The sequence below is a fragment of the Thalassospira sp. HF15 genome, assembly GCF_011806525.1.
Lineage (GTDB): Bacteria > Pseudomonadota > Alphaproteobacteria > Rhodospirillales > Thalassospiraceae > Thalassospira.
The window spans coordinates 557,781-581,553 of record NZ_JAAVKI010000003.1 but is presented as its reverse complement, the minus strand read 5'-3'; the positions used below and the strand labels follow the sequence as shown (position 1 = coordinate 581,553).

General features: G+C 54.3%; 22 protein-coding genes. 16 read left to right on the top strand and 6 right to left on the bottom strand.

Features of this window, described 5'->3' with window-relative positions:
* Window positions 1–12 precede the first annotated feature (12 nt).
* Together HED22_RS09135 and HED22_RS09130 are read left to right on the top strand one after the other, a co-directional pair.
* Window positions 13–513 (top strand): DinB family protein, encoded by a 501-nt coding sequence (locus tag HED22_RS09135; protein WP_167721326.1) that lies wholly within the window; start codon window positions 13–15, stop codon window positions 511–513.
* Window positions 510–1,169 carry a LysE family translocator gene (locus HED22_RS09130; RefSeq protein WP_167721324.1) on the top strand — a complete coding sequence of 220 codons (660 nt, stop codon included), beginning with the start codon at window positions 510–512 and terminating at the stop codon, window positions 1,167–1,169. Before HED22_RS09135 ends, HED22_RS09130 begins: the two co-directional genes overlap by 4 nt.
* Window positions 1,170–1,206: 37 nt before the next feature.
* Here the strand turns inward: HED22_RS09130 and HED22_RS09125 are convergent, their stop codons facing one another.
* The 3 genes from HED22_RS09125 to HED22_RS09115 form a co-directional block, all read right to left on the bottom strand.
* Window positions 1,207–2,001, bottom strand: coding sequence for an inositol monophosphatase family protein (locus tag HED22_RS09125; protein WP_167721322.1), 795 nt, complete (start codon window positions 1,999–2,001; stop codon window positions 1,207–1,209).
* Window positions 2,002–2,061: 60 nt separating this feature from the next.
* The gene (gene hisN / locus HED22_RS09120) at window positions 2,062–2,844 is read right to left on the bottom strand and encodes a histidinol-phosphatase (RefSeq protein ID WP_167721319.1); all 783 of its coding nucleotides are present in this window, start codon (window positions 2,842–2,844) and stop codon (window positions 2,062–2,064) included.
* A gap of 171 nt (window positions 2,845–3,015) precedes the next feature.
* Window positions 3,016–3,690 (bottom strand): cytochrome c family protein, encoded by a 675-nt coding sequence (locus HED22_RS09115; RefSeq protein ID WP_167721317.1) that lies wholly within the window; start codon window positions 3,688–3,690, stop codon window positions 3,016–3,018.
* A 354-nt stretch (window positions 3,691–4,044) separates the two neighbouring features.
* Between HED22_RS09115 and HED22_RS09110 the strand changes: the two genes are divergently transcribed.
* Both HED22_RS09110 and HED22_RS09105 read left to right on the top strand, forming a co-directional pair.
* Window positions 4,045–4,785 carry a 3-deoxy-manno-octulosonate cytidylyltransferase gene (locus HED22_RS09110; RefSeq protein ID WP_167721315.1) on the top strand — a complete coding sequence of 247 codons (741 nt, stop codon included), beginning with the start codon at window positions 4,045–4,047 and terminating at the stop codon, window positions 4,783–4,785.
* 68 nt (window positions 4,786–4,853) lie between these two features.
* On the top strand, window positions 4,854–5,714 hold the full coding sequence (locus HED22_RS09105; protein WP_167721313.1) for a prephenate dehydratase: 861 nt from the start codon (window positions 4,854–4,856) through the stop codon (window positions 5,712–5,714).
* Between the two features lie 74 nt (window positions 5,715–5,788).
* Here the strand turns inward: HED22_RS09105 and HED22_RS09100 are convergent, their stop codons facing one another.
* Complete coding sequence (locus tag HED22_RS09100; protein ID WP_167721311.1) at window positions 5,789–7,459, bottom strand: methyl-accepting chemotaxis protein; 1,671 nt, start codon at window positions 7,457–7,459, stop codon at window positions 5,789–5,791.
* A 408-nt stretch (window positions 7,460–7,867) separates the two neighbouring features.
* Here HED22_RS09100 and HED22_RS09095 point away from each other — a divergent pair, with 408 nt between their 5' ends.
* The 9 genes from HED22_RS09095 to HED22_RS09055 all read left to right on the top strand — a co-directional run bounded on the left by HED22_RS09095 (window position 7,868) and on the right by HED22_RS09055 (window position 17,715).
* Window positions 7,868–9,640 (top strand): DEAD/DEAH box helicase, encoded by a 1,773-nt coding sequence (locus HED22_RS09095; protein WP_167721309.1) that lies wholly within the window; start codon window positions 7,868–7,870, stop codon window positions 9,638–9,640.
* A 279-nt stretch (window positions 9,641–9,919) separates the two neighbouring features.
* Window positions 9,920–10,753 (top strand): ABC transporter substrate-binding protein, encoded by an 834-nt coding sequence (locus HED22_RS09090; RefSeq protein WP_167721307.1) that lies wholly within the window; start codon window positions 9,920–9,922, stop codon window positions 10,751–10,753.
* Window positions 10,754–11,300: 547 nt separating this feature from the next.
* Window positions 11,301–11,765 carry a PaaI family thioesterase gene (locus HED22_RS09085; protein ID WP_167721306.1) on the top strand — a complete coding sequence of 155 codons (465 nt, stop codon included), beginning with the start codon at window positions 11,301–11,303 and terminating at the stop codon, window positions 11,763–11,765.
* A gap of 115 nt (window positions 11,766–11,880) precedes the next feature.
* Window positions 11,881–13,053: an isovaleryl-CoA dehydrogenase gene (locus HED22_RS09080; protein WP_167721304.1), complete on the top strand. Its 1,173-nt coding sequence runs from the start codon at window positions 11,881–11,883 to the stop codon at window positions 13,051–13,053.
* A gap of 47 nt (window positions 13,054–13,100) precedes the next feature.
* Window positions 13,101–14,288, top strand: coding sequence for an acetyl-CoA C-acyltransferase (locus HED22_RS09075; protein ID WP_167721302.1), 1,188 nt, complete (start codon window positions 13,101–13,103; stop codon window positions 14,286–14,288).
* A gap of 165 nt (window positions 14,289–14,453) precedes the next feature.
* Window positions 14,454–15,428 (top strand): sodium-dependent bicarbonate transport family permease, encoded by a 975-nt coding sequence (locus HED22_RS09070; RefSeq protein ID WP_167721300.1) that lies wholly within the window; start codon window positions 14,454–14,456, stop codon window positions 15,426–15,428.
* Between the two features lie 4 nt (window positions 15,429–15,432).
* Window positions 15,433–15,744: a transcriptional regulator gene (locus tag HED22_RS09065; RefSeq protein ID WP_167721298.1), complete on the top strand. Its 312-nt coding sequence runs from the start codon at window positions 15,433–15,435 to the stop codon at window positions 15,742–15,744.
* Window positions 15,745–15,886: 142 nt separating this feature from the next.
* A complete protein-coding gene (locus HED22_RS09060) occupies window positions 15,887–16,507 on the top strand; it encodes a carbonic anhydrase (protein ID WP_167721296.1) in 621 nt (206 codons plus the stop codon).
* A 74-nt stretch (window positions 16,508–16,581) separates the two neighbouring features.
* On the top strand, window positions 16,582–17,715 hold the full coding sequence (locus HED22_RS09055; RefSeq protein ID WP_167721294.1) for an acyl-CoA dehydrogenase: 1,134 nt from the start codon (window positions 16,582–16,584) through the stop codon (window positions 17,713–17,715).
* Between the two features lie 41 nt (window positions 17,716–17,756).
* On the opposite strand, the gene HED22_RS19590 is transcribed toward HED22_RS09055, so the two are convergent.
* Together HED22_RS19590 and pspF are read right to left on the bottom strand one after the other, a co-directional pair.
* Window positions 17,757–20,777, bottom strand: a complete 3,021-nt coding sequence (locus tag HED22_RS19590) for an RNA-directed DNA polymerase (protein ID WP_217701873.1) — start codon at window positions 20,775–20,777, stop codon at window positions 17,757–17,759.
* 137 nt (window positions 20,778–20,914) lie between these two features.
* Window positions 20,915–21,913, bottom strand: a complete 999-nt coding sequence (gene pspF, locus HED22_RS09045) for a phage shock protein operon transcriptional activator (RefSeq protein WP_167721292.1) — start codon at window positions 21,911–21,913, stop codon at window positions 20,915–20,917.
* Between the two features lie 169 nt (window positions 21,914–22,082).
* Between pspF and pspA the strand changes: the two genes are divergently transcribed.
* From pspA to HED22_RS09030, 3 genes are read left to right on the top strand one after another with little or no spacing between them, the layout of a single operon-like run.
* Window positions 22,083–22,760 carry a phage shock protein PspA gene (pspA, locus tag HED22_RS09040; protein ID WP_167721290.1) on the top strand — a complete coding sequence of 226 codons (678 nt, stop codon included), beginning with the start codon at window positions 22,083–22,085 and terminating at the stop codon, window positions 22,758–22,760.
* A 48-nt stretch (window positions 22,761–22,808) separates the two neighbouring features.
* A complete protein-coding gene (gene pspB / locus HED22_RS09035; protein WP_254869864.1) occupies window positions 22,809–23,066 on the top strand; it encodes an envelope stress response membrane protein PspB in 258 nt (85 codons plus the stop codon).
* On the top strand, window positions 23,063–23,650 hold the full coding sequence (locus HED22_RS09030) for a hypothetical protein (RefSeq protein ID WP_175581171.1): 588 nt from the start codon (window positions 23,063–23,065) through the stop codon (window positions 23,648–23,650). Before pspB ends, HED22_RS09030 begins: the two co-directional genes overlap by 4 nt.
* Window positions 23,651–23,773: the final 123 nt, after the last annotated feature.

Here is a 23,773-nt window from a genome sequence, read left to right as displayed (position 1 = left end):
CGGAGTAAGAAGATGAACGGTACGGCCTATTTCGAACGCATGGCGCAATATAATCTCTGGGCCAATGCAAAGGCCTATGAGATGTGCGCGAAATTGCCAGTGGCCGAACTGGATGCCCCGCGTGCCGCCTTCTTCCCGTCGATCATGCGCACGCTTAATCATATCCTTGTGGCCGATCGCATCTGGATGAGTCGCCTGCTCGGCTCTTCGATCTCCATGCCGCTCAATACCGTGCTGTATGAAAAGTTCGATGAATTGCGCACAGCGCGGATGGCCGAAGATCAGGCGATCATTGAATTCACGGGCAACCTGACCGATGCCGAAGTCACCGCGGATCTGACCTATCACTCGGTCGCCGGTGATGCCTATACCATGCCGCGCGATCTTGTTCTGGGGCACATGTTCAACCACCAGACCCATCATCGCGGCCAGCTCTCGAACATGCTGATCGAAGCGGGCGCTGACCCGCTTGAAATCGATCTGATCTATTTCGCCCGGGAACAGTTGGCATGATCGATCTTGTTGTCGCCTACACGCCGTTTCTGATCGCAGCACTTCTGCTCAATATCTCGCCGGGGCCGGACATGGCCTATATCGTCGGGCAAACCGCCGTGCATGGCCGCAAGATCGGCCTGTTTTCATCGCTTGGCGTGATTTCCGGCGCCTTTGTCCATGTTTTGGCGGCAACCTTTGGTCTGTCGGCCATCCTTGCCACCTCGGCGCTGGCCTTTGCCATTGTCAAATGGATCGGGGTGGCTTATCTGGTGTGGCTTGGTATCGGGGCGCTTCGCAGCAGCTTCGCCAAATCCGAAACAGAACCTTGTTCTGAAGAACCCTCGACACCGATTTCCACCAAACCGATGACCGCCTTTGGCGCCTGGCGGCAGGGGGTGATGATTGATGTGCTCAATCCCAAGGTGGCGATCTTCTTCATGGCCTTTTTGCCGCAATTTGTTGACCCGGCCATGGGCAATGGCGCGGTGCAGTTCCTTCTGCTCGGCCTGATGGTGCTGTTGATCGCCTTTTTCGTCGAAGGGATGCTGGTGATGGCGGTGGCCTCGGCAGCTAACCGGATCAAGGGTAGCCGCAGGCTTGGTGCCTGGCTTCATCGTGCATTGGGTACCATGTTTATTGCCCTTGGCGTCCGCCTTGCCATCTCACAGCAATAGGCAGTTGGCTGCGCCCAGCCGCAGGATTGGTCTGCTGCTAACCCGCCAGGGAAGCAGCCTTCTGCAAGACGGCCAATCCCTCGGCATGGGCACGTGCATCCCCGCTGGCAATCACCAGATCGCCACTATGCATTGTCAGGCTTTTGCCCGCCCAATCGGTAACCACGCCGCCAGCACCTTCGATCACCGGCACTGCCGCACAGAAATCATAGGGCTGCAGGTTCGATTCCACCAACACATCGCCAAACCCCATCGCAATCAGGCCATAGCCATATGAATCGATGCCATAAATCGGCTGCTTGGCGGCACCAAAAATCGCCTCATATCCGGCAATCGCCTTGTTTTCGACGAAAAGATCCGGCCCGGTGGTGAAAATGATGGCATCTTTCAGGTGTTCGCATTCACGCGCTGTGACGACGTCGCCATTTAGCGTGGTCGGTTGCCCTTCAACCCCGATCCAGCGTTCATCAAGGATCGCCTGATCAATCACACCCAGCACTGGTTTGCCATTGCGGCACAGTGCAATCAGGGTGTTGAAGCTGGGCTTGCCGGTAATAAACGACTTGGTGCCGTCAATCGGATCAAGGATCCAGACATATTCGGCATCAAGGTTTTCCGGCCCGTATTCCTCGCCCAGAATGCCATGGTCGGGCAGTTCCGAATTGATCAGATCGCGCATGGTGCGCTCAATCGCCCGGTCGGCATCGGTCACAAGGCTGGCATCACCCTTTTCGTCAATCGCAAGCGGCTTGCGATAATAGCTTTGCAGCACAGGGCGCGCCGCATCGGCAAGCTTGTGGGCCATGGCAAGGAACGGGGCAGTGTTGGTCATCGGATTTCCTGTGTCGGGCATATGTGGGGCCGGGGCAGCGCGGTCAGAAGGTCGGGGTGATCAGGCCATCGCCGTCTTGATCGTGGCCAGAACATCCTGATGGCAGCGTGCATCACCACTGGCGACAACATCGCCAGCACTGTCCATATGAAGGGGCTTGCCTGCCCAGTCCGTCATAACACCACCAGCACCCTCAACAACGGGCACCAGCGCACAGAAATCATAGGCCTGAAGCCCGATCTCAACCACCGTATCGGCCAGACCGAGTGCTGTCAGGCCATAGGCATAGGCATCCACCCCGTACATCGGCACCCGGCAGCCTTTCGATACCGCCTGATAGGCCTTGGCGGCATCGCCGGTAAACAGCTCCGGCGCGGTGGTAAAGAAGGTCGCACTTTTAAGGTCTTCGCATTCGCGCGCACTGATTTCGGTGTCATTCATCGTGCTGGCCCGACCCATCACGCCGACCCAGCGTTCATCGGTAATCGCCTGATCAATGATGCCCAGAACCGGGGTTCCGTTATGGCAAAGCGCAATCAGGGTCGCAAAGCTCGGCTTGCCGGAAATGAACGATTTCGTGCCGTCAATCGGGTCAAGCACCCAGACATATTCCGCATCGACATTTTCCCGACCGTGTTCCTCGCCCAGAATCCCGTGATCGGGCAGTTCGGCATTCAGGATATCGCGCATGGTGCGTTCGACTTCGCGGTCGGCAATCGTCACCGGGCTGTCATCGGCCTTGACGTCAACCGCCACCGGGGTGCGGTAATATTTGCGCACAACCGGGCGCGCGGCATCTGCCAGTTTGTGGGCGATTTCCAGAAATTGGTCGAGGTCTTCCATGAATGCATATCCCTGCGGGCAAAGAGTCAAAGGGTGGCTTGGCGGGTAATATTTCCGCTTTGGACCCAGAAGGCAAGGACGCCATCGATAAATCCCCAAAACGCAAACAGGGGACAGTTTCCTGTCCCCTGTGAAAATTCAAATGCTGATCAGAATGTCTGAGCAGGCAGCTTACTGCGCGACGGTTTCCTCAACCGCATCAGCAGCGCCTTCTGCGGCATCTTCAACGGCTGCTGCCGCTTCGTCTACGGCTTCTTCAACCGCATCTTCGACCGCATTTGCGGCTTCGACTGCAGCCGGATCAGGCAGCTCAACCGGGTTGTCAGACAGGGTATTCAGCCAGGCAATAACCGCTGCACGATCAGATGCCTTTTTCAGGCCGCCAAAGCTCATTTTGGTGCCATCGATATAGTCACGCGGCTTGTAAAGGAACTCGTTCAGCTCTTCAAAGCCCCAGTTCCCACCGTGGTTTGCCATACCGTCAGAGTAGGAGAAGTCATCCTTGTGCGCAAAGGCCGCACCAACGATGCCATAAAGGTTCGGGCCGGTTTTGTTCGGACCACCTTTTTCGACGTCATGGCAGGATGCGCATTTCTTGAAGACTTTTTCACCCTGACCAAGGTCGGCAGAAGCCAACATGGCAAGAATTGGTTCAGGTCCGGCCGGTGCCGCAGGTGCAGCAGCAGGGGCACTTGCGCCTGCCATTACATCTTCGGAGAACGGATAAACCGGTGCTTCCAATTCCTCGGGATGGACCAGCGCGCCGCCGACCTTGCCGACAACCACTACCAGAAGCACAGCACAGATAACGCCGGCTACGATCTTATTGATTTCCATCGTGTTCATGACGGGACCCCGTTACAGCCTAATCACTCTCAGGTTTTATTTGTTCGTCAGTTTACCCATGCGTCCCCGGCAATCCTCGTTGAAGAGAAACACACGCGTAACCGCTGGCAAAACTGGTCGGTGGGAAACTATACGTTTCAGCGATTTGCATCAACCTTTCTTAAACACCAAGGCGAATATGGATGCTTTAGAACTTTCGTCTAGTGTTATTCAGAAAGCGATTCCACCTTTCGTCTCCCCACCAAAACCGGCTAATGTCGCGCCGATTCATACCTGTTTCTGCCATCGCTGGTTCACATCATGCTTTGCGCAAGATCAAAGAACAGGTGATTTGTGCCTTACTGGAGCGAAGAAATGTCGACCCCGCGCAATCCTGTTGTTGTAATTCCCGCCCGCATGGCGTCCACGCGTTTGCCCAACAAACCGTTGGCCGATATCTGTGGCGAACCCATGATAGTTCAGGTTTGGCGTCGCGCATCCGAGGCCGGAATCGGCCCGGTTCTGGTCGCCTGTGCGGAACAGGAAATTGCCGACGCGATCACCGCTGCCGGTGGCATCGCTGTTCTGACCGATCCCGATTTGCCCAGCGGGTCGGACCGCGTGCATCAGGCACTTCAGACTTTCGATCCCGATGGCAAGTTTGATGCCGTAGTCAATGTGCAGGGCGATTTGCCCACCATTGATGCTGCCGATATCCGCGCCGTGTTTGAACCGCTGAATGATCCGGATGTCGATATCGCGACGCTGGCGGCTGAAATCAAACGTGACGAGGAACGCACCAACCCCAACGTGGTTAAGGCGGTCGCGGCGTTTGGTGCTGGCCGGGTGGCGCGCGCGCTTTATTTCACCCGCGCAACCGCGCCCTATGGTGACGGACCGCTTTATCATCACATTGGTCTTTATACCTACCGCCGTGCCGCCCTTGATCGTTTTGTCGCCCTGCCCCCGGCCGAACTGGAACAACGCGAAAAGCTCGAACAGCTGCGCGCGCTTGAAAACGGCATGGTGATCGCGGTCGCTTTGGTCGATGGTGTGCCGCTCGGCGTCGACACCCAGGAAGACCTTGAACGCGCACGAAAGGTGCTGGGCGCGTAGTTGCGCAAGCCCGCCTCAAGTGCTTTAAGGTGATAACCAAAATACATGACCATTCAGGAAACAGCCAGATGACTGCGCAACAAAAGATCGCTTTTCAGGGAATGCACGGTGCCTATTCGGATCAGGCTGCGCGACGCGCCTTTCCGGGTGCAACGACAGTACCGTACAGGACCTTTGAAGGCGCATTTGGGGCGCTCGAAGAAGGCGACGTGGATCTGGCGGTGATACCGATTGATAACACCCTTGCCGGGCGTGTCGCCGACGTCCACCACATCTTGCCAGAATCCGGTGTCCATATTATCGGTGAGACCTTCCTGCGCATTAACCATGCGCTGGTCGCGGTCCCCGGCACAAAGATCGAAGAGATCAAGGAAATCCACAGCCACGTCCATGCGCTCGGCCAATGCCGCAAGCTGCGCAAGGAACTCGGTGTGAATGCCGTGGTCGGTCCTGATACGGCGGGTTGTGCCAAGGAAGTCGCCGATCGCGGTGATAAATCCATTGCCGCCATTGCCCCGGTTCTGGCCGCCGAGATTTATGGTCTTGATGTCCTGCGGACCGAGGTCGAAGACGCCGAACACAACACCACGCGCTTTATCATTCTGGCGCGTGAACCGCTTGATATCGCCAATGACGGCACCCCGGTCGTAACCAGCTTTGTCTTCCGTGTACGCAACGTCGCGGCCGCCCTTTATAAGGCGCTTGGCGGCTTTGCCACCAACGGCATCAACATGACCAAGCTTGAAAGCTACATGGTCGAAGGCCAATTCACCGCGACCCAATTCTTCGCCGAGGTCGAAGCCCACCCCGAACAGCTCGGCCTGCGCCACGCCCTTGAAGAACTGCAGTTCTTCTCGCACGAAGTGCGTATCCTGGGCGTCTATCCGGCGCATCCCTTCCGTAAGGAAAACCATCCCCCGGCGGAATAGGCCTGTATCAGGCGTCAGAATCAAAAAAGGGCCGGACAACTTAATGTCCGGCCCTTTATTCTTTGATCAGTAGATTACGCCCCGGCTTGGTTCTTCAAGTCGGTCGAGAAACGATGAATGATCTGGCTCAGTTCGGCCGAGCGATCTGAAAGCTCTGCCGATGCCGATTTCAGCTCATCGGCATCATTTGTCGTGCCCTGCGCGTTCTTCATGGTTTCGTCAACGCTCTGGGAAATCTGTTTCACACCATCCGCACTGCGATTGGCATTGCCCGAGATTTCCTGTGTTGCCGCACCTTGTTCTTCAATGGCGGCCGCAATGGCGGTCGATGCGCCCCGGACCTGTTCGATGGTTTCCGAAACCCGGGAAATGCCCGTAACGGCACGTTCAGTGCCATCAACAATATCGTTGATCTGGGCTGCGATCTCATCGGTCGCCTTTGCCGTCTGGGTGGCAAGGTTCTTGACCTCGTTGGCGACAACCGCAAATCCTTTGCCCGCTTCACCGGCACGCGCCGCTTCGATGGTCGCGTTCAGGGCCAGCAGGTTGGTCTGACCGGCAATGTCGTTGATCAGGCCAATGATTTCCTTGATCTTGTCGACAGTCTCGGACAGGCCCGCCACATCGTTTGATGCGCTTTGGCTTTCATCCGTTGCCCGTTCAACCGTGTTGGACATCTGTGAAATCTGCACGTTGATTTCGGTAATCGACGAAGAAAGTTCCTCGGTCGCGGCGGCAACCGCATCAACATTCTGCGACACCTCACCCGCGGCATGGGCAACCTGCTGACTTTGTCCCAGAATGCCGTCTGCACTCTGTGACATGCTGATCGCAAGATCATTACTGCGTTGAACCGAATGATCAACCGACTTGGCAATGCCACCGACTTCGCTTTCAAGCTTTTCGGCGATTGACCGGATATTGCTGCGACGTTCTTCCTCGGCCTTTTGTTTCTGCACGGCCGCATCAGCTTCAAGCTGCTGCGCCTGTGCCGACTTGTCACGCAGCGCCAGAACACCGGCTGCCATGTCGCCAATTTCAACGAAACGCGATTCGGTTTCGACCGGTGCCTGATAATCACCGTCGGCAATCGTGCGAATGCTGCTGTTCAGGCCAACAATGCTGCGGGTAATCCGCGTACCGACAAGCCATGACAAGACACCGGCGATGATGATCGCGATAACGGAAATGATCGCGATGCGTTGCATGACAGAAATAAATTCTGCCTGAACATCATCCATATAGACGCCGGCACCAATGGCCCAGTTCCATTCCGGGATCGGGCGGACATAGGCGGCTTTCTCGATCAGTTTGTCGCCTTCGCCGGGCTTTTTGGTTTCATAAAGGATGACATCGCCACCGGCTTTGGCTGCTGCAACGATCATGTTGCGCACCTTGCTGTCCGGATTGCACTTGCCAACGTCTTCGGGGCTCAGCGGGTCGAGCTGCATGCAGTAATTGTAGTCTGTCGCATAGATATAGTTCTGCCCGTCAAATCGATAGGCATTGAGAACCTCCAGCGCTGCTGCCTTGGCCTCATCCTCGGTCATCTCGCCGCTCTTGGCTTTGGCGATATAGTGATTGGCGATGGTGACAGCGCCTTCGGTCAGATTCGAAATCTGCTCAAACTTCCCGTTTCGAAGACTTGTCTGATAGTTGAAAGAGACGGTTGCAATGATGGCCAGTAAGACCAGCAAGCAAATGGCGGGGATTGCAAAAATCCCCGTGACGACCCGAAACCGCATTTTTGTACCCTCTGGCGATTATGATGGCTCAGATCTTTGCACATGATCCGAGGGCCAAATCATGAATGTTAAACGTAATTTTTTGATTACTTGGGGATGGCGGGTTTGGGCATCAATAAGCTGACCGATTGAATTTGCATGGCTGATCAGCGCGGGGATTGTTTGACTTCTGGTCAAATGCCCTGTATCACCCCGCTCATTCCTTCGCTTGCAAAGACAGAATCAGCTGTCAGGAACTGTATGAAAAGGCGAGGGCGGCTGTATCGTGATGACGGTATGGCCTCACATCATTTGCCTCTCATGCGGGTCCGACGCTGGCGCTTTGCCAAGCACCGGTCTTGACTGCGTTTGGGCAGGCACCACAGGCGTTAACATGTCGCCGACCGGATAAACGAAGGACTTTCCTTTATGACCGATTTTAATGGGCTCAACCTTATCGAGCCCCTGCTGCGCAATGTTGAAGCAACCGGTTTCACCGCGCCGACCGAAATTCAGGCCGCGACGATCCCGGCACTTCTCGAAGGCAAGGACCTGATGGGTATTTCCCATACGGGTGGCGGCAAAACGGCCGCATTCTGCCTGCCATTGCTGCAGCGTCTTGCCGAAAACCCGCAGCGCCCGAAACCGGGTCAGCCGCGTGCCGTTATTCTGGCACCGACCCGCGAACTGGCCACCCAGATCGGCCAGTGCCTGCGTGATTTCAAAAAAGGCATCCGCCTGTTTTCTTCTGTTGTCTTTGGTGGCTCTCCGATGGGCCCGCAGATTCAGGAACTGCGCCGTGGCGTGGATATCCTGGTTGCGACCCCGGGTCGTCTGCTCGATCACATGTCGCGTAACACGGTACGTTTCGACGATGTCGAAATCTTCATCCTTGATGAAGCCGACCGTATGCTTGATATGGGCTTCTCCGAAGACGTTCTGACCGTGGCAGAGCTTCTGCCGAACAATCATCAGACCGTGATGTTCTCGGCAACCATGCCGGCCGAAGTCAAACATCTGACCGACCGTCTTCTCAAAGATCCGGTCAAGGTTGAAACCGCACCGCAGGCAAGTGTCACCGAACGTGTGACCCAGGTTGGCATGTTCGTGAAACGTCACGACAAGACCAAGCTTCTGGTTCAGATTCTCAACCGTGATGACACCGACCGCGTTCTGGTCTTTACCAAAACCAAGGCAGATGCCGACGAACTGTCGTTCCAGCTGCGCGATGAAGGTATTGATAGCGATGCCATCCATGGCGACAAACAGCAACGCATCCGTCAGAAAATCCTGCGCAACTTCCGCAATGGCCGCTTCCCGGTCCTGATTGCGACCGATGTTGCTGCACGTGGTATCGACGTTCCGGGCATTACCCACGTTGTGAACTATGATCTGCCGCAGGATGCGGACAGCTATGTTCACCGTATCGGTCGTACCGGTCGTGGCAGTGCCGAAGGCATCGCGATTTCGTTCTGTGAGCCGCGCGACATTCGCCTGCTTCGCAACATCGAACGCCTGATCAAACAGGATGTCGGGATCGACGAAGATCACGAATTCCATGCTGCTCCGCCGCCCCGTTCATTCGGTGCTGGTGGCGGTGGTCGCGGTCGTGGTGGCCGTGACGGTGGTCGTGGCTTCGGCGGCGGTGGTCGCGGTGGCTTTGGCGGCCGTGATGGCGGTCGTGGCCGTGGTGGCTTCGGCGGTGGTCGTGATGGTGCCCGCGATGGTGCACGGGGTGACAATCGTGACGGTGGTCGCGGTCGTGGTTTCGGCGGCCCGCGTGACGGTGGCCGTGATGGCGCCCGCGCAGAAGGTGATCGCGCAGCACGCGGTTTCGGTGGTCGTGATGGCGCGCGTCGTGATTTCAGCGATCGTCCGCGTCGTGATGGCGGTGATTTCCGCAATGATCGCAAGCCGCGCTTTGACAATGATGATCGCGCACCGCGCGGTGATCGTGAAGAGCGCAGCGGTGGCCGCGGTGGCAACTTCCGCCCGCGTGGTGAAGGTGGCAACCGTGACGAACGTCGCTTTGCTGACAAACCACGTGGTGATCGCGGCGGTAATTTCCGCGGTCGTGATGGTGGCAAAGACGGTGGCCGTGATGGCGTCCGTCGTGACTTCAACGACCGTCCGCGTCGTTCCGAAGGTGGTCGCAGCGAAGGTCGCGGTGGCAACCAGGGCATGAAGCGCCGTTCGGCGTAATCTGCACTGGATCTGACGTGCATTTGGTGCGTGCGTAACGCGCGCACCTGATGCAGTCCGGGCGGGGGCCCGTAAAGAAACATATCAAAATGGGGGGACCGGCTGGCGACAGCTGGTCCTTCGCCATTTTTACGTGTGTTTCCGGGTCGCAAATTTCGAATAATATATATTTAGACCTATTCCTAAGTGTGGAATTGGTCTAAATATACTACACCTAAGCGTAAGGTTTCTGTTCTGCGTTCATCTCAGGATTGGGCAGCAAGCAGGGAAAGAGTGGTAATGATGAGGATCAGGCTTGCATCTTTGGCCATGCTATTGGCCACCGTGATTGGTTCGGGATCGCTGCGTGCGCAAAGCGCTGATAGCGGTTTTGTCTCTGATGCCGATAGCCCGCGCGATTGCAGCCGTCTGGTGGCATCGGGCAATCCGGATTATCCGCCTTATCTCTGGGTGGCACGTGATGGTGAAACCCTCAAAGGTGCTGCGGCTGAATTCATCAAGCGTGTCGGCGAAATCGCCGGTGTCGAGATTGATGTGATTTATTCGGGCAACTGGGGCCGCGTGCAGCAACATATGCGCGATGGCACGATTGACCTGATTGCCGGCGCTTTCCTGACCCTGCCGCGACTGGATTATATGGATTATTTCTATCCGGCGTTTCAGGGCACGCGTACCGTGATCTGGACACGTGACAATCTTGATCTGCGCTATCGCGAGTGGTCCGATCTTGTCGGGATTGATGGCCTCACGGTCATCAATAACAGTTTCGGGCAGGCCTTTGATACCTATGCCCGCCATAACCTCACCATTCGTGAAGTGCCAAGCCTTGAACAGGGCTTGCAGATGCTGTCGCTTGGTCGGACGGAATACCTCATCTACGAGGAATTCCCGGGCAAGGCAGTGGCTGTGCATGAAAACATCAACAATATCCGCAGCTACGAAACCCCGGTCAGCACCGAAAACCTGTATCTGACCATGTCACACAGCTCCGAATGCAACACGGGCGACCTGCGCGGCCGCGTGTCGCGTGCCGTTTTTGACCTCGTCTCGCGCGGGGTGATGACTGAACTGCTCGAAGCCAGCGTTCAGGAATGGGGCGAACAAACCAACTAGGCCCCATTGCCAGCACTGACGCCTGAGCCAAAGCGCTTTCGGGACAGAGGCCCAGCGGGCCAACGCGCCCGCTCTGTGGCTGATCGTGGCCAGTGACTCCGGCGTTCATGACCGATCTGCCCCACTGCCACCCGCACAGATGCGGCTTTATTGCAGTCTCCCGGCAGCTCCCACAACGCGATCAATCCGCCCAACCCACATCATTCCCGCCTGCGCCAGCGCTTTCCACGCCATCCGCACAACGGCAACCGTGCCAGCAACAAGGCAAGCAAGCCACCGGGCAATCAGGCGACAACGGAAACCGGGCCAACCTTCCGCCCGCCAACAACCCGACCCTCCAACAACCCGGCCCTCCATCACTCTCGGACCCACGCCGCCTGCCTGGGGAAAATCCGCCCATACCGTGCCTCAATCGGGGTTTGGAAATAAATTGGTATAGCTATGCGGATTTGATTTGACGTTAACGTTAACGTTAACTACAACAGAGTCGCGTCATATCCCGGTGCGTTCAACCATGGCTGCACCGGCCTCACCACAGGATCGCGACATGGCTTCGTTTGAACCGCAAAACCCGAACTATGCTGCCGAAGTGCGCAAGCGTTTTGCCCAGCAGCCCTACAATCTGTCGATCGGGGCCAAAGTCACCGATGTGCAGCCGGGCCGGGTCGAAGTGATTGTGCCAAAACGCGATGATCTTATTCAGCATAACGGCTATTTCCACGGCGGCCTGATCGCAGGGCTTGCCGATATCGCCGGTGGTTTTGCCGGCTGGAGCCTCGTGGAAGCCGATCAGGGGATGCTGACGATTGAATACAAACTCAACATCGTCGCCCCCGGACTTGGCGATCAGTTGCGCGCGGTCGGCGAGGTTGTTTCACGCGGTCGGTCGATCATTGTCACCCGCATCGATGTCTTTGGTATGAGGAATGATGAACCGGTTCTGTGCACGACGGCGCTTCAGACGCTGAAGGTCATGAAGCTGCCACCGGAATTATTAAGTGATGCCGCATAATCAGGTTGATTATTCACTTTTGTCAAAAAATGAGACCGTCGGTGTGAAGCCGTTGTGAAACAGGCGTGAAACACTCGGAAAACACAGAGAAAACATTTAGGGCAGGAACACCATCATGGCATTTTTCGACTTTCCCGGATTGAAATTTGATCTTGGCGAAACCGCAGAAGCGATCCGCGAAACCGTCTCCTCCTTTGCCGAGGCGGAAATCGCGCCGCGCGCCGCCGAAATCGATGAAACCAACCAGTTCCCCAATGATCTTTGGCGCAAATTCGGCGATCTTGGTCTGCTCGGCATGACCGTGTCCGAGGAAGATGGCGGCACTGGCCTTGGCTATCTTGAACACGTGATCGCCATGGAAGAGATCAGCCGCGCGTCAGCCTCTGTCGCCCTGTCGTATGGCGCGCATTCCAACCTGTGCGTCAACCAGATCAAGCGTAACGCGACAGCCGAGCAAAAGGCCAAATACCTGCCCAAACTCATGACCGGCGAACATATCGGGGCCCTTGCCATGAGCGAGCCGGGTGCCGGGTCGGATGTGGTTTCGATGAAGCTTAAGGCCGAGAAAAAGGGTGATCGTTACATCCTGAATGGCAACAAGATGTGGATCACCAACGGCCCGGATGCCGATACGCTGGTGGTTTACGCCAAAACCGATCCCGAGCTTGGCGCCAAGGGCATTACCGCCTTCATCATTGAAAAGACCTTCAAGGGGTTCTCGACCGCGCAAAAGCTCGACAAGCTTGGGATGCGGGGCTCGAACACCTGTGAGCTGGTATTTCAGGACTGCGAAGTGCCCGAGGAAAACATTCTGGGCAAGCTCAATGGCGGCGTGCGCGTTCTGATGAGCGGCCTTGATTACGAACGGGCCGTTCTGGCCGCCGGTCCGACCGGGATCATGCGGGCCTGCATGGATGTGGTCGTGCCCTATATCCATGAGCGCAAACAGTTCGGCAAGGCGATTGGCGAGTTCCAGCTGATGCAGGGCAAGATTGCCGATATGTACACGACCATGAATGCGTGTCGTGCCTATGTTTACGAGGTTGCCAAGGCGTGCGATCGCGATGAAACATCGCGCAAGGACGCGGCCGGTGTGATCCTGTATGCGGCGGAAAAAGCCACCTGGATGGCGCTTGAAGCCATTCAGACCCTGGGCGGCAATGGCTATATCAATGAATATCCGACGGGCCGATTGTTGCGCGATGCCAAGCTGTATGAAATTGGTGCCGGCACCAGTGAAATCCGCCGCATGCTGATTGGCCGCGAACTGTTTGGCGAAACCGCCTGAGCCTGACAAACCCCAAATTCGTCCCATGAAGAAAACGGACCCTTACCATGAGCACTTCTGATCCGATCGTCATTGTTTCCTGTGCCCGTACCGCGATGGGCGGCCTGCAGGGGGATTTCGCAACCGTGACTGCGTCCGAGCTGGGCGGTGTTGCCATCAAGGCAGCCCTTGAACGCGGCGGGGTATCGCCTGATGACATTGATGAAGTCATCATGGGCAATGTCCTGCCCGCCGGTCAGGGTCAGGCCCCGGCGCGCCAAGCTGCATGGCATGCCGGAATCCCGCGTGCCGCCGGGGCAACCACGATCAACAAGATGTGCGGATCGGGCATGAAGGCCGTCATGTTTGCCCATGATACGCTGGTGGCCGGAAATGCCGATGTCATGGCAGTCGGTGGTATGGAAAGCATGACCAATGCACCGTTCCTGCTGCCAAAAATGCGTTCGGGCCACAAATACGGTCATGACATGGCTTATGACCATATGGCGCTTGATGGTCTCGAAGATGCTTATGACAAGGGCCGTTCCATGGGTACCTTTGCCGAGGCAACGGCGGAAAAATACGGCTTTACCCGCAAAGAGCAGGACGATTATGCCATCACCTCGCTGACACGTGCGCAGGATGCCGCCAAGGCCGGTCATTTTGCAGAAGAAATCGCACCCGTGACCTTCGCCACCCGCAAGGGGGAGGTAACGATTGATGCCGATGAACAACCGCCAAAAGCCAAGCCTGAAAAAATCCCGACCCTGCGTCCGGCCTTTGCCAAGGATGGCACGGTGACAGCCGCCCATTCCGCATCGATTTCCGATGGGGCGGCCGCCCTTGTCATGATGCGCGCATCCGAAGCCGAGAAACGCGGGCTGAAGCCATTGGCGAAAATCACCGGTCAGGCGACCCACGCGCAAGAACCGTGCTGGTTTACCACGGCGCCAATTGACTCCATCAAGAAGGTTCTGGCCAAGACCGGTTGGTCCAAGGACGATGTCGATCTTTGGGAAATCAACGAGGCCTTTGCCGTTGTCGCCATGGCGGCCATTCGTGACCTCGCACTTGATCATGGCAAGGTCAATGTGCATGGCGGGGCCTGTGCACTGGGCCATCCGATCGGGGCGACCGGTGCGCGTTTGCTGGTGACACTGATCCATGCGCTCAAGACCCATGGCGGGACCAAGGGGGTTGCATCCCTTTGCATCGGCGGGGGCGAGGCAACGGCGGTCGCGGTCGAGCTTTTGTAAGGCTTGCCATACCCTTTAAGGTGATGTGAACCAGATTGCGCCTATGGTTTGGCATGCGGGGCTTTCTGATGACAGAAAACCGTCAGCCTGCTATCCGAACCACGGTTTGGGTGCAGGCGCGGGGCCGCTTGCGCAATATCGGGGTATCATAGTCAAGGGACAGCCATGCAAGATGTGTTGAGCCTGGCGGCGCAAAATCTTTTGTCGCCCATCGTTCTGTTCTTCGTTTTGGGTGTTGGGGCGGCGCTTGCGCGATCGGATCTGACAATCCCCGAGGCGGTCGCCAAGGGAATATCGCTTTATCTGCTGTTTGCCATCGGGTTCAAGGGCGGGGTTGCGGTTTCAAATAACGGGATCGACCTGACCCTTGGCATGACGTTGATGGCCGGCGTCATCCTGTCTTTCGTGTTGCCGTTCATTGCCTTTGCCCTGTTGCGCTGGATATCGCAACTGAGCCGAACCGATGCCGCGGCGGTGGCGGGGCATTATGGCTCGATCTCGATCGTCACCTTTGTTGCCGCGACCTCGGTGCTGCAAAGTTCGGGCATCGCAGCAGAAGGCTATATGGTTGCTGTTGCTGCGGCGATGGAAGCACCGGCGATTTTTGCGGCCTTGTTGCTGGTCTCAACGGGCGGCAAGGGCCGGATGGATGGCGCGCTGATCCGCGAAATCCTGCTCAATGGTTCGATTGTCTTGCTGGTGGGCAGTTTCTTTATCGGCTGGATCACCGGGGCCGAGGGCATGGCCAAGATCGAGGCGCTGATTGTGTCCCCATTCCAGGGGGTTCTTTGCCTGTTCCTGCTCGATATGGGGCTGGTCGCGGGGCGCGGCCTTCGACAGGGGCGTGCTGTTTTGCGGCTTGGGCCGCTGGCATTCGGGATGCTGATGCCGGTGATCGGGTCCTGCCTTGGACTGGCCTTTGCGATGCTGATTGGATTGTCGCTTGGCGGTACGGTGTTGCTGATGGTTCTGGCGGCCTCGGCAAGTTATATCGCGGTGCCTGCCGCGATGCGTGTGGCCCTGCCGGAAGCCAATCCGTCGGTCTATCTTACGCTGTCGCTTGGCGTGACATTCCCCTTCAACCTGACGCTTGGCATTCCGCTTTATCTGGCGATGGCCAACGCCGTTCACGGAGGTTAATCCCATGGAAAAACACGATGCCAAACGGGTCGCGATCATCATTGAATCTGTCATGGAAGGGCGCCTGCGTCAGGCGCTTCAAGGGGCGGGTGTTACCGGGTTTTCCGTTTTGCCGGTCCTTGGAGGGTCGGGCCGTTCAGGAAACTGGACCCGTGATGACACCATTTCACGTGGTGGCGGCATGGTGCAGGTGATTTGCATCATTCGCCCGTCAAAACTCGACGCATTGCTGGAAGCCGCCTTTGAGGTGGTTGATCGCCATATCGGCGTGGTCACGATCAGTGATTGTCAGGTGCTGCGTGCCGACCGGTTCTAGCGACATTTGATGTTACCGTGTATTTCGCAAAGGAGGATATTACCAATAAGACGGTTTGGATGACGCTGAATGAGGGCTATCAAGTTGCGGAAATTGCCCGTATTTTGTCGCCAGATACTGACTGAACAGGGGACTTCGCGAGATGCCAAAGCCGACCGTTGACCGGATGCTTGCCGGTTTCAAGAGCTTTAAGGCGATGTATTATGAACAGCGCCCGGAACGCGTCGAAGATCTGGTCAATATGGGCCAGAAGCCTGAAGTTCTGTTGATTGCGTGCTCTGATTCCCGCGTTGATCCGGCCATCTTGACCAATGCCGAACCGGGCGAGATGTTTGTCATACGTAACGTTGGAAATCTGGTCCCGCCCTATGAGCCCGATGAAAATTATCACGGCACGTCGGCGGCCATCGAGTTCGCGGTCAGGGACCTTAACGTCAAGGATATCGTTATTCTGGGTCATTCGGCCTGTGGTGGTTTTACAGCACTGGTCGAACATGGCGAAGCGGGCAAAGTCCCCGATCGTGACTTTATTGGCGAGTGGGTCAGCATTGCCAAATGCTGTCTGGAGCATGGAACAGACGTTGACGAGGTATCGCGCCATTCGGTCCGCAATTCGCTGCAAAATTTAATGTCGTTCCCGTTCATCAAGGAACGGGTAGAAGCCGGAACCCTCAAGCTGCATGGCTGGTGGTACGGCATGAAGGAAGGCATCCTGTGGCACTTTGATGCCACACAGGACAAATTTGTTCAGGGTGATGAATAAGGTCTGATCGTAAACGACTTCTGATCAAAAGGCCGTACATCGCCCACCGAACGTAAACCGGGAGGGTGACCGCCATGCGGTTGGAAGAACATCAGATCATGGTGCGCGATACCGCGCGCGAGTTTGCCGAAAACGAACTCAAACCCAATGCCGCAAAATGGGACACACATCATACCTTCCCGGCCGAGGCGATTGCAGGCCTGGGCGAGCTTGGCTTTTTGGGCATGTTGGTCCCCGATGACTATGGCGGGGCGGGCATGGATCACGTCGCCTATGCCTTGGCACTCGAAGAAATTGCCGCCGGTGACGGGGCAACATCAACCATCATGTCGGTGCATAATTCGGTAGGCTGTATGCCGATCCTGAAATTCGGCACCGAGGCCCAAAAACAGGAATTCCTGGTGCCAATGGCACAAGGCGAAAAGATCGGCGCCTTTTGCCTGACCGAACCGCAGGCCGGATCGGATGCCAGTGCGCTGCGCACCCGCGCGGTCCGCGATGGCGATCACTGGATTATCAATGGCGCCAAGCAATTCATCACCTCGGGCTCGGAGGGGGATGTTGCGATCGTCTTTGCCGTCACCGACCCGGATGCCGGAAAGCGCGGTATTTCGGCCTTTATCGTGCCGACTGATACGCCGGGCTATGTCGTATCCCGGGTTGAGGAAAAGCTTGGGCAGAATGCGTCGGACACTTGCCAGATCACCTTTGTTGAATGCCGCGTGCCAGCCAAGAATATGCTGGGCGAGGAAGGGCAAGGCTACAAGATCGCACTCGCCAACCTTGAAGGCGGGCGCATCGGCATTGCCGCCCAGTCGGTCGGCATGGCACGCGCCGCGTTCGAAGCCGCCAAGGACTATGCCAACGAACGCGAAACCTTTGGCAAAAAGATCATCGAACATCAGGCGGTGGCATTTCGCCTTGCCGATATGGCAACCAAGATCGATGCCGCCCGGCTTTTGGTCCATCGCGCCGCAGAACTGCGCGATGATCACAAGCCGTGCCTGACCGAGGCCTGCATGGCGAAAATGTTTGCGTCAGAAATTGCCGAGGAAGTTTGCTCCGCCGCCATCCAAATTCATGGCGGGTACGGCTATCTCAAAGACTTCCCGGTCGAGCGGATCTATCGCGATGTCCGGGTGTGCCAGATCTATGAAGGCACATCTGACATCCAGCGCATGGTGATTGCGCGGGCGTTGGCGGATTGACGGGTTGGTACCGGGTTTGATCAGAGATTTTTGCTTCTATTTCATCGTTTCAAGACACGTTCGTGATCATAGCCCGGTGGTGTCGCCTTAAAGGCGGAGTCCTCTGGTCCGCGGGTTGACTTATGTTGTGAGTCTCGTAAGCCGGATATGTCCAGTTTTGTCGTCAGGATGCAGCCGTTATCGCCACCCTTAACTTTAATGATCTCCGACTCAATAGTGCGAGATGGTTTTAATACGCAAGAGCCGCCGTATTGAGATGTGTTGGACTGCACTACATAGCAAAACAGGTCCCTAGTAGCGGATTGGAGGATGTGCGCGTAGTAAGAGGTATCGCGGTTCCAAACGCAAGCTATCAACAAATCAAGTTCTGATTTGAATAAAGAACGGTGCTCAATGTTCGCAAGTTCAAAGCAGTTATATGATGAAAGTTGGATGCCATTCCAGTTTACAAGATTATAGAAATAATTGTCGGTTTGCGGTTCGGCAGGGAGGAGCCGAAATTTCTCAAGAGTTCTTTTCTCCTCTGGGGCATAGTGGTTTTTCACACGCATGTTTACTAGGCAAGACTTGTATTGTCCGGTGGTTCGGAAGGGAAATGCTTCAACAAGTAGGTTGTAAGCTTTATTCCCACAAACCCAGTGTTCTAGTCCAAAAATGAGGGCAATCTGATGCCTGCGTGCATGTGATATCATGAATGGTAGCCAGCTAACCGGTACCGATACCTCGGGAAGAACGAGTAATTCAACGCCCTGCAGTTCTGCCTCGTTTAGGATCTTCCACAGGGTTTGTTGTCTTTCGTAGCTGACATTCGGTTCTCTGTCTTTTCGGAAGGCTCTTTCAATGTCTTCAACCGGTATTTTTAAGTTTGCTATCGCAATTTTAAGTTCCCGCTTGTTGTTGCGGCTACTACGATTATCGTTGATATCGATCTTGTGAAAAGATGGCCGACCGTCGCCTCTATCAACCTGATTTATCAGCACTTGAATTTTCGAGTTACTATTCTGTGTTTTGTATTGTTCAAGGGCGTCGAAAGCGAACGAATAGAAAGGGTTTGAGGAGGTTTTTTGGAGATTTACGTAAGCTTGGAAAACCTGCCACTCGTCGAAGTGAATGAAGCGTGGCGTCAGCAGTGTCTTCAATTCAGATATTTTCGGAGTTGTATGTGTGTCTGTAACGCCTGAGTCACAAAGCTCGCCTTCATAATCTGTGTAGTTGAATAGGGGCCACGCAACATAAGCGTGTCTAAACATGTTGGATTGTCTCAATGAATGGACAATATTGCTGTAATTAAATATCCATTCTGGAGAGTTTTTGCTGAAAATTACACTTTCAGAGTTCTTTTTGTCTAATAATGACAAAGGAAGGAATGTAGAAATATTTAAGTATTCATGTAAATCTATGCGCGATTTTTCGGTGAGGGAGGCGGACTCTTTGCCGGCATAGTCTAAGCCGACCGTAAGCTTGATCAGGCGGCTGATTTCCTCGCGGAACTCTCGCGCAAAATGAATTCGTGCTTGGCCGTCTTTGATCAACGCATAACTTATTACCTTTTCCCAAAGACGGAAGAATTTGATCGCGTTCTCTCCCTTAAAGAATTTCTGAATCTTAGGGATTGGGTCGTGCTTTGCGCTGATTTTACAAAGTCTGTGAGCAATGATGTGAGATGAAAGATATTTCGAGAGGTTGGTCTCATTTTCTGCAAGGCCGACTAGGCTGCGAAACTTATTTGCTGATCCAGCATATAGGAGGTCATAGGAAAATTTTTCCATATCCGCCTCAATATGGTCATCTGGTAGAAATCGAAACGCACTACTGCGTTCTTCTATTTCTTTTTCGAATAGGTCTAGGCTAGCAAGTGTGTGGTTCTTGTCAAAATAATGAAGTATTATTTTATCTCTTTGTAATATAAGTCCGTGAAATTTTTTATCTAAAAGATATAAATTCCCTTTTCTTTGTAGTGTTTGTTTGAAGTGATTTTTTATGAATGAATCTACCTCGTTTCCGTTTTTTGACGTATTTATATTTGGGTCACTAAATACGAATATTAAGTCATCAACGTATCTGCCATAGTATGCAGGGCGAATATTATTCGATATATGATTGTCGAATTTTCGAAGGTGCCAGTTTGCAAGAATAGATGAAGATGCAAACCCAATAGGTAGGCCAAGTGTTTGGCTTTCATCTGGATGTGTTAACTGTAAGAAAGGATATATTTTATTGTGATAGTATATGAATATTTTTTCCAAAAGATTTGTGAGTTTTATCTCGAAATAATTGTCACCTTTATTTTGACTTAAATGATTTCGAATTTCATCAAAGTCGATTTCTGTGCTGTAGAAGTAAGACTTTAGGTCGATTGAGAATATTGCTGAGTTTTTTCCATTTTCGATGGAGCTTTTTGCGGAATCAATCGCGCCATCTCTCCATTTCGAATAACGTTCTATGTAGCGTTTGAATATTTCGCATTGACTGCTCTCGGAGATTTCATTGTTGTAGAAATTTCTCCGGAAAAATTTGATTTCATCGCTTATGCGATTCCCATATGAATTCGAGTTTATCTCACCATCAATTGTTGGCCCGCAGATGGCAGACCACATCATTTCAATAATATGTATTTCGGATGGTGCATCTATTAAATAATTAAACTTCTCTATATTGTAACTATCAGAAGTTTTTTTGTTTGTTAGAAATAATGGTCCATTTTTTTCTTGGGTTTCTTGCGATATGCTTACTTTCTTGGGGATAATTTTGAAGTCTATTTCTTCAAGGAGTGCATCAAAAAAAGGATGATTTTCTGGTGCTTCTGAGTTGAGTAGTGAAATTAATCTACTGAGGCGTTGATCAGGTGAGCTTGATAAAAACTCTTTGATTTTGTTGACGATGGAAGTTTCAGCTAGGGGGGCCTCGTTTGTCGCTGCTCTTTGTATGGTGTTGTGAATATGTGTAGTTTCGAACTCAGCGATCCGCCTTTTTAGGAATAAGTTGAGGTTTTCGTAATACGCGTAACTCTTCAGAATTTTGAAGGTTGCTAGTATGTGTTCGATCTCAACTTGAAATGACATCTCAATGGTTTCTTCCGATTGGTGATCTTATGTTTCCATGGCTTAGGTCGGCGGGGGGCTGTTCATCACGCATGCTACTTCAGGTTGGTTGTTTGGGGTTATATAATCAATAAGAAATTAAATTAGCGAAGTCGTTCTTAAGCTTTTTTTATTGCGTATTTATCAAGTAACCTGCGGAACTGGTGATAGTTCAGATCAAGGCTTTTGGCGGCCTCGGTCTGGTTGTTTGCGTTTTGCCGCAGGGCCTGTTCAAGCAGCTTGATTTCGAAATTGGCGACCTGTGATTTGAAGTCGATATTTGTGTCGGGTTCCGGGGTGTCGACCTCTGCCGCAGGTGTCGGTGTGTCCCGGTCGGTTTCTGACCAAATGCCATCAAACGGATCAAGGGTGATGTGGGCCAGCGGGGTTTCGTCGTCTTCGGACAGGTAAATGCTGCGTTCAACCGCGTTGCGCAGTTCGCGGATATTGCCGGGCCAGTAATGGCGGAGAAGTTGTTCGGCAGCCGGGCGCGAGAAGCCGGGAAAGACGCTGCGTCCCAGGCGTTTGGTCATCTCAAGCGCGAACTGTTCGGCGAGCAAGAGGATATCATCAGACCTTTGGCGCAGTGGCGGCACGGCGATGACGTCAAAGGCCAGACGATCAAGCAAATCGGCGCGGAACTTGTTGGTTTTGGCCAGTTCGCGGAGATTTTCATTTGTCACACCAATGACGCGTGTGTCGACCTCGATCACCTCAGACCCGCCGACACGCTCGATCTCGCCATACTCGACAACGCGCAGAAGCTTTTCCTGAACCACGGGGCTTGCGGTGGCGATTTCATCAAGAATGATGGTGCCGCCATGCGCACGTTCGAACCGCCCTACATGGCGTTTGGTCGCGCCTGTAAAGGCGCCGGCTTCGTGGCCGAACAGTTCGGTATCAAGAAGGCTTTCCGTAAGTGCTGCGCAATTGACCTTGACCAGTGGGCCACCCCAGCGGCGCGACAGATAGTGCAGGCGGGCGGCAATCAGTTCCTTGCCCGAGCCGCGTTCGCCAATCACCAGACACGGGCGTTCAATCGGCGCCAGACGTGAAACATGCTCAAGGGCGGCCAGAAAAACGGGGTCTTCGCCCAATATCGGTTGCAAGCTGTCCATTTCGCGAAAAACGTTATCGAAAAACGACAAAATTGTCGCGATAAAAGTTAATTGGAAAAGAGGGACAATTCTAAGTCATTGATTTTATTGGATGTCAAAACTGGCACGGCATTTGAAATAGAGAGTGCAGAATTTTGTGCGTCCCCCGATTAATTAAGGAGATCAGACAATGGGCGTGTTTTCGCGTTTGTCCGATATCGTAAATGCCAACATCAACTCGCTTCTGGATCGTGCCGAAGATCCGGAGAAAATGGTGCGGTTGATGATCCAGGAAATGGAAGACACCCTGGTTGAAGTTCGTTCTGCCGCCGTCAAGGCGATTGCCGACAAGAAGGAAGTTGAGCGCAAGCTTAAAAAACTTCATGACGGTCAGGTCGAATGGGATACCAAGGCAGAGTTTGCCGTTTCCAAAGGCCGTGATGATCTGGCCAAGGGTGCGCTGATGGCGCGCCGTCGTCTGGCCGATCAGAGCCTTGTGCTTGAGCGTGAACTGGAAGTGATTGAAGAGACCCTTGGCAAATATGACGAGGACCTCAACAAGCTTCAGAACAAGCTTAATGAAGCCAAAGCCAAACAGCGGACGGTTGAAATCCGCATGCAGACTGCAGAAAAGCGTGTCAAAATGAAAGAAAAGCTGCATTCCGGTCAGATCGACGAAGCGCTTCTGCGCTATGAGCAGATGGAACGCCGGATTGACGAACTTGAAGCAAGTGCGGACTCCTGGGACCTTGGTCGCGGACATAGCCTTGAAGAACAGTTCGAAGACCTTGAGGCCGAACTCGGGATCGAGGATGATCTTAAGGAACTGAAAGCACGCGTGAAGAGCGACGCGAAGAAAGACAAATAAGTAACGGGTTTTCGTGTTTCGACGTGTGAGCCTGCTTGAAAGAACGAGATGTCAAACATGTGGGCGATTGCCGTACCCCTTATCGTTTTAATAGCCGTTGTCGGCCCGGTCTGGGTGGTGTTTCATTACATCACGGTTTGGAAACGCATGAAGGCGGAGCAACGCCCGCAAAGCCCGGAACAGTCGGCCCGTGAAAAAGAAATGATGGCGGGTCTGAAAAAACGGGCAGAGCGACTCGAGACGCGTGTTGAAACACTTGAACGCCTGTTAGATGCCGAGGTTGCCGAATGGAGGAACAGGATATGACTGCTCAGCAAGCTACTGCCGGTGACGGTTTTGGGCGCAGTCACAAAAAACGGTCACACTGTGGATGTGGCCCCCGGCGGAACCCGGACGGGTCCAAACGCCACGGCGTGATCGGCCGGACCACGCGCGGCATTTCAGAAGCCTTTGGTATTCCGCGCAAGGGTGTGCTGATTGCCTTCATTCTGGTTCTGATTTTCAGCTTCCCGGTTGGCGTGATGCTGTTTGGCCTGGCATGGGCCTATGTTCATCACCCGGAATGGTTTGCCAGCCTTCGCGGTAAAGCGCGCGGGGCAGCACAGAGTACCGCTGCCGGACGCACCGCACGCCAGAACCACAATTCTGCGGATGCCGCCAATGCTGCAGACGCGCGCCCGACGGTCGGTGTCGATTATGAAGAAAGCTGGATGGAAGATCTGCGCGAGCAGTTTGACGATCTGGAACGGCGCACCGGTTCGATGGAAGGCTTTGTCGCATCCGGTGATTACCGCATGGCATCCGAGTTCAAAAAGATGAAAGAGGATGACGCTGCCGACAAGGCCGATCAGGACAAAAAGGACAAAAAGTCAGATGAACCAAAGGCGTAAGTCTTTGAGAGGTTTGACGGATCGAGATTGACGACGGTTTTATAAGCTACCCCAATCCCCCCTCGCGTTAGCACGGGCCTTGACCCGAAGGACCGTCGTCAAACATCAAACCGGATTGCCAAG

Bases quoted from the DNA above. Each gene is read 5' to 3' on its own strand.
- pspF (WP_167721292.1), bottom strand. From the start codon at position 21,913: ATGGACAGCTTGCAACCGATATTGGGCGAAGACCCCGTTTTTCTGGCC.
- HED22_RS09105 (WP_167721313.1), top strand. From the start codon at position 4,854: ATGACTGCGCAACAAAAGATCGCTTTTCAGGGAATGCACGGTGCCTAT.
- HED22_RS09065 (WP_167721298.1), top strand. From the start codon at position 15,433: ATGGAAAAACACGATGCCAAACGGGTCGCGATCATCATTGAATCTGTC.
- HED22_RS09085 (WP_167721306.1), top strand. From the start codon at position 11,301: ATGGCTTCGTTTGAACCGCAAAACCCGAACTATGCTGCCGAAGTGCGC.
- pspB (WP_254869864.1), top strand. From the start codon at position 22,809: ATGTCAAACATGTGGGCGATTGCCGTACCCCTTATCGTTTTAATAGCC.
- HED22_RS09110 (WP_167721315.1), top strand. From the start codon at position 4,045: ATGTCGACCCCGCGCAATCCTGTTGTTGTAATTCCCGCCCGCATGGCG.
- HED22_RS09135 (WP_167721326.1), top strand. From the start codon at position 13: ATGAACGGTACGGCCTATTTCGAACGCATGGCGCAATATAATCTCTGG.
- hisN (WP_167721319.1), bottom strand. From the start codon at position 2,844: ATGGAAGACCTCGACCAATTTCTGGAAATCGCCCACAAACTGGCAGAT.
- HED22_RS09115 (WP_167721317.1), bottom strand. From the start codon at position 3,690: ATGAACACGATGGAAATCAATAAGATCGTAGCCGGCGTTATCTGTGCT.
- HED22_RS09055 (WP_167721294.1), top strand. From the start codon at position 16,582: ATGCGGTTGGAAGAACATCAGATCATGGTGCGCGATACCGCGCGCGAG.
- HED22_RS09060 (WP_167721296.1), top strand. From the start codon at position 15,887: ATGCCAAAGCCGACCGTTGACCGGATGCTTGCCGGTTTCAAGAGCTTT.
- HED22_RS09080 (WP_167721304.1), top strand. From the start codon at position 11,881: ATGGCATTTTTCGACTTTCCCGGATTGAAATTTGATCTTGGCGAAACC.
- HED22_RS09095 (WP_167721309.1), top strand. From the start codon at position 7,868: ATGACCGATTTTAATGGGCTCAACCTTATCGAGCCCCTGCTGCGCAAT.
- HED22_RS19590 (WP_217701873.1), bottom strand. From the start codon at position 20,777: ATGTCATTTCAAGTTGAGATCGAACACATACTAGCAACCTTCAAAATT.
- HED22_RS09070 (WP_167721300.1), top strand. From the start codon at position 14,454: ATGCAAGATGTGTTGAGCCTGGCGGCGCAAAATCTTTTGTCGCCCATC.
- HED22_RS09090 (WP_167721307.1), top strand. From the start codon at position 9,920: ATGATGAGGATCAGGCTTGCATCTTTGGCCATGCTATTGGCCACCGTG.
- HED22_RS09030 (WP_175581171.1), top strand. From the start codon at position 23,063: ATGACTGCTCAGCAAGCTACTGCCGGTGACGGTTTTGGGCGCAGTCAC.
- HED22_RS09130 (WP_167721324.1), top strand. From the start codon at position 510: ATGATCGATCTTGTTGTCGCCTACACGCCGTTTCTGATCGCAGCACTT.
- HED22_RS09125 (WP_167721322.1), bottom strand. From the start codon at position 2,001: ATGACCAACACTGCCCCGTTCCTTGCCATGGCCCACAAGCTTGCCGAT.
- HED22_RS09075 (WP_167721302.1), top strand. From the start codon at position 13,101: ATGAGCACTTCTGATCCGATCGTCATTGTTTCCTGTGCCCGTACCGCG.
- pspA (WP_167721290.1), top strand. From the start codon at position 22,083: ATGGGCGTGTTTTCGCGTTTGTCCGATATCGTAAATGCCAACATCAAC.
- HED22_RS09100 (WP_167721311.1), bottom strand. From the start codon at position 7,459: ATGCGGTTTCGGGTCGTCACGGGGATTTTTGCAATCCCCGCCATTTGC.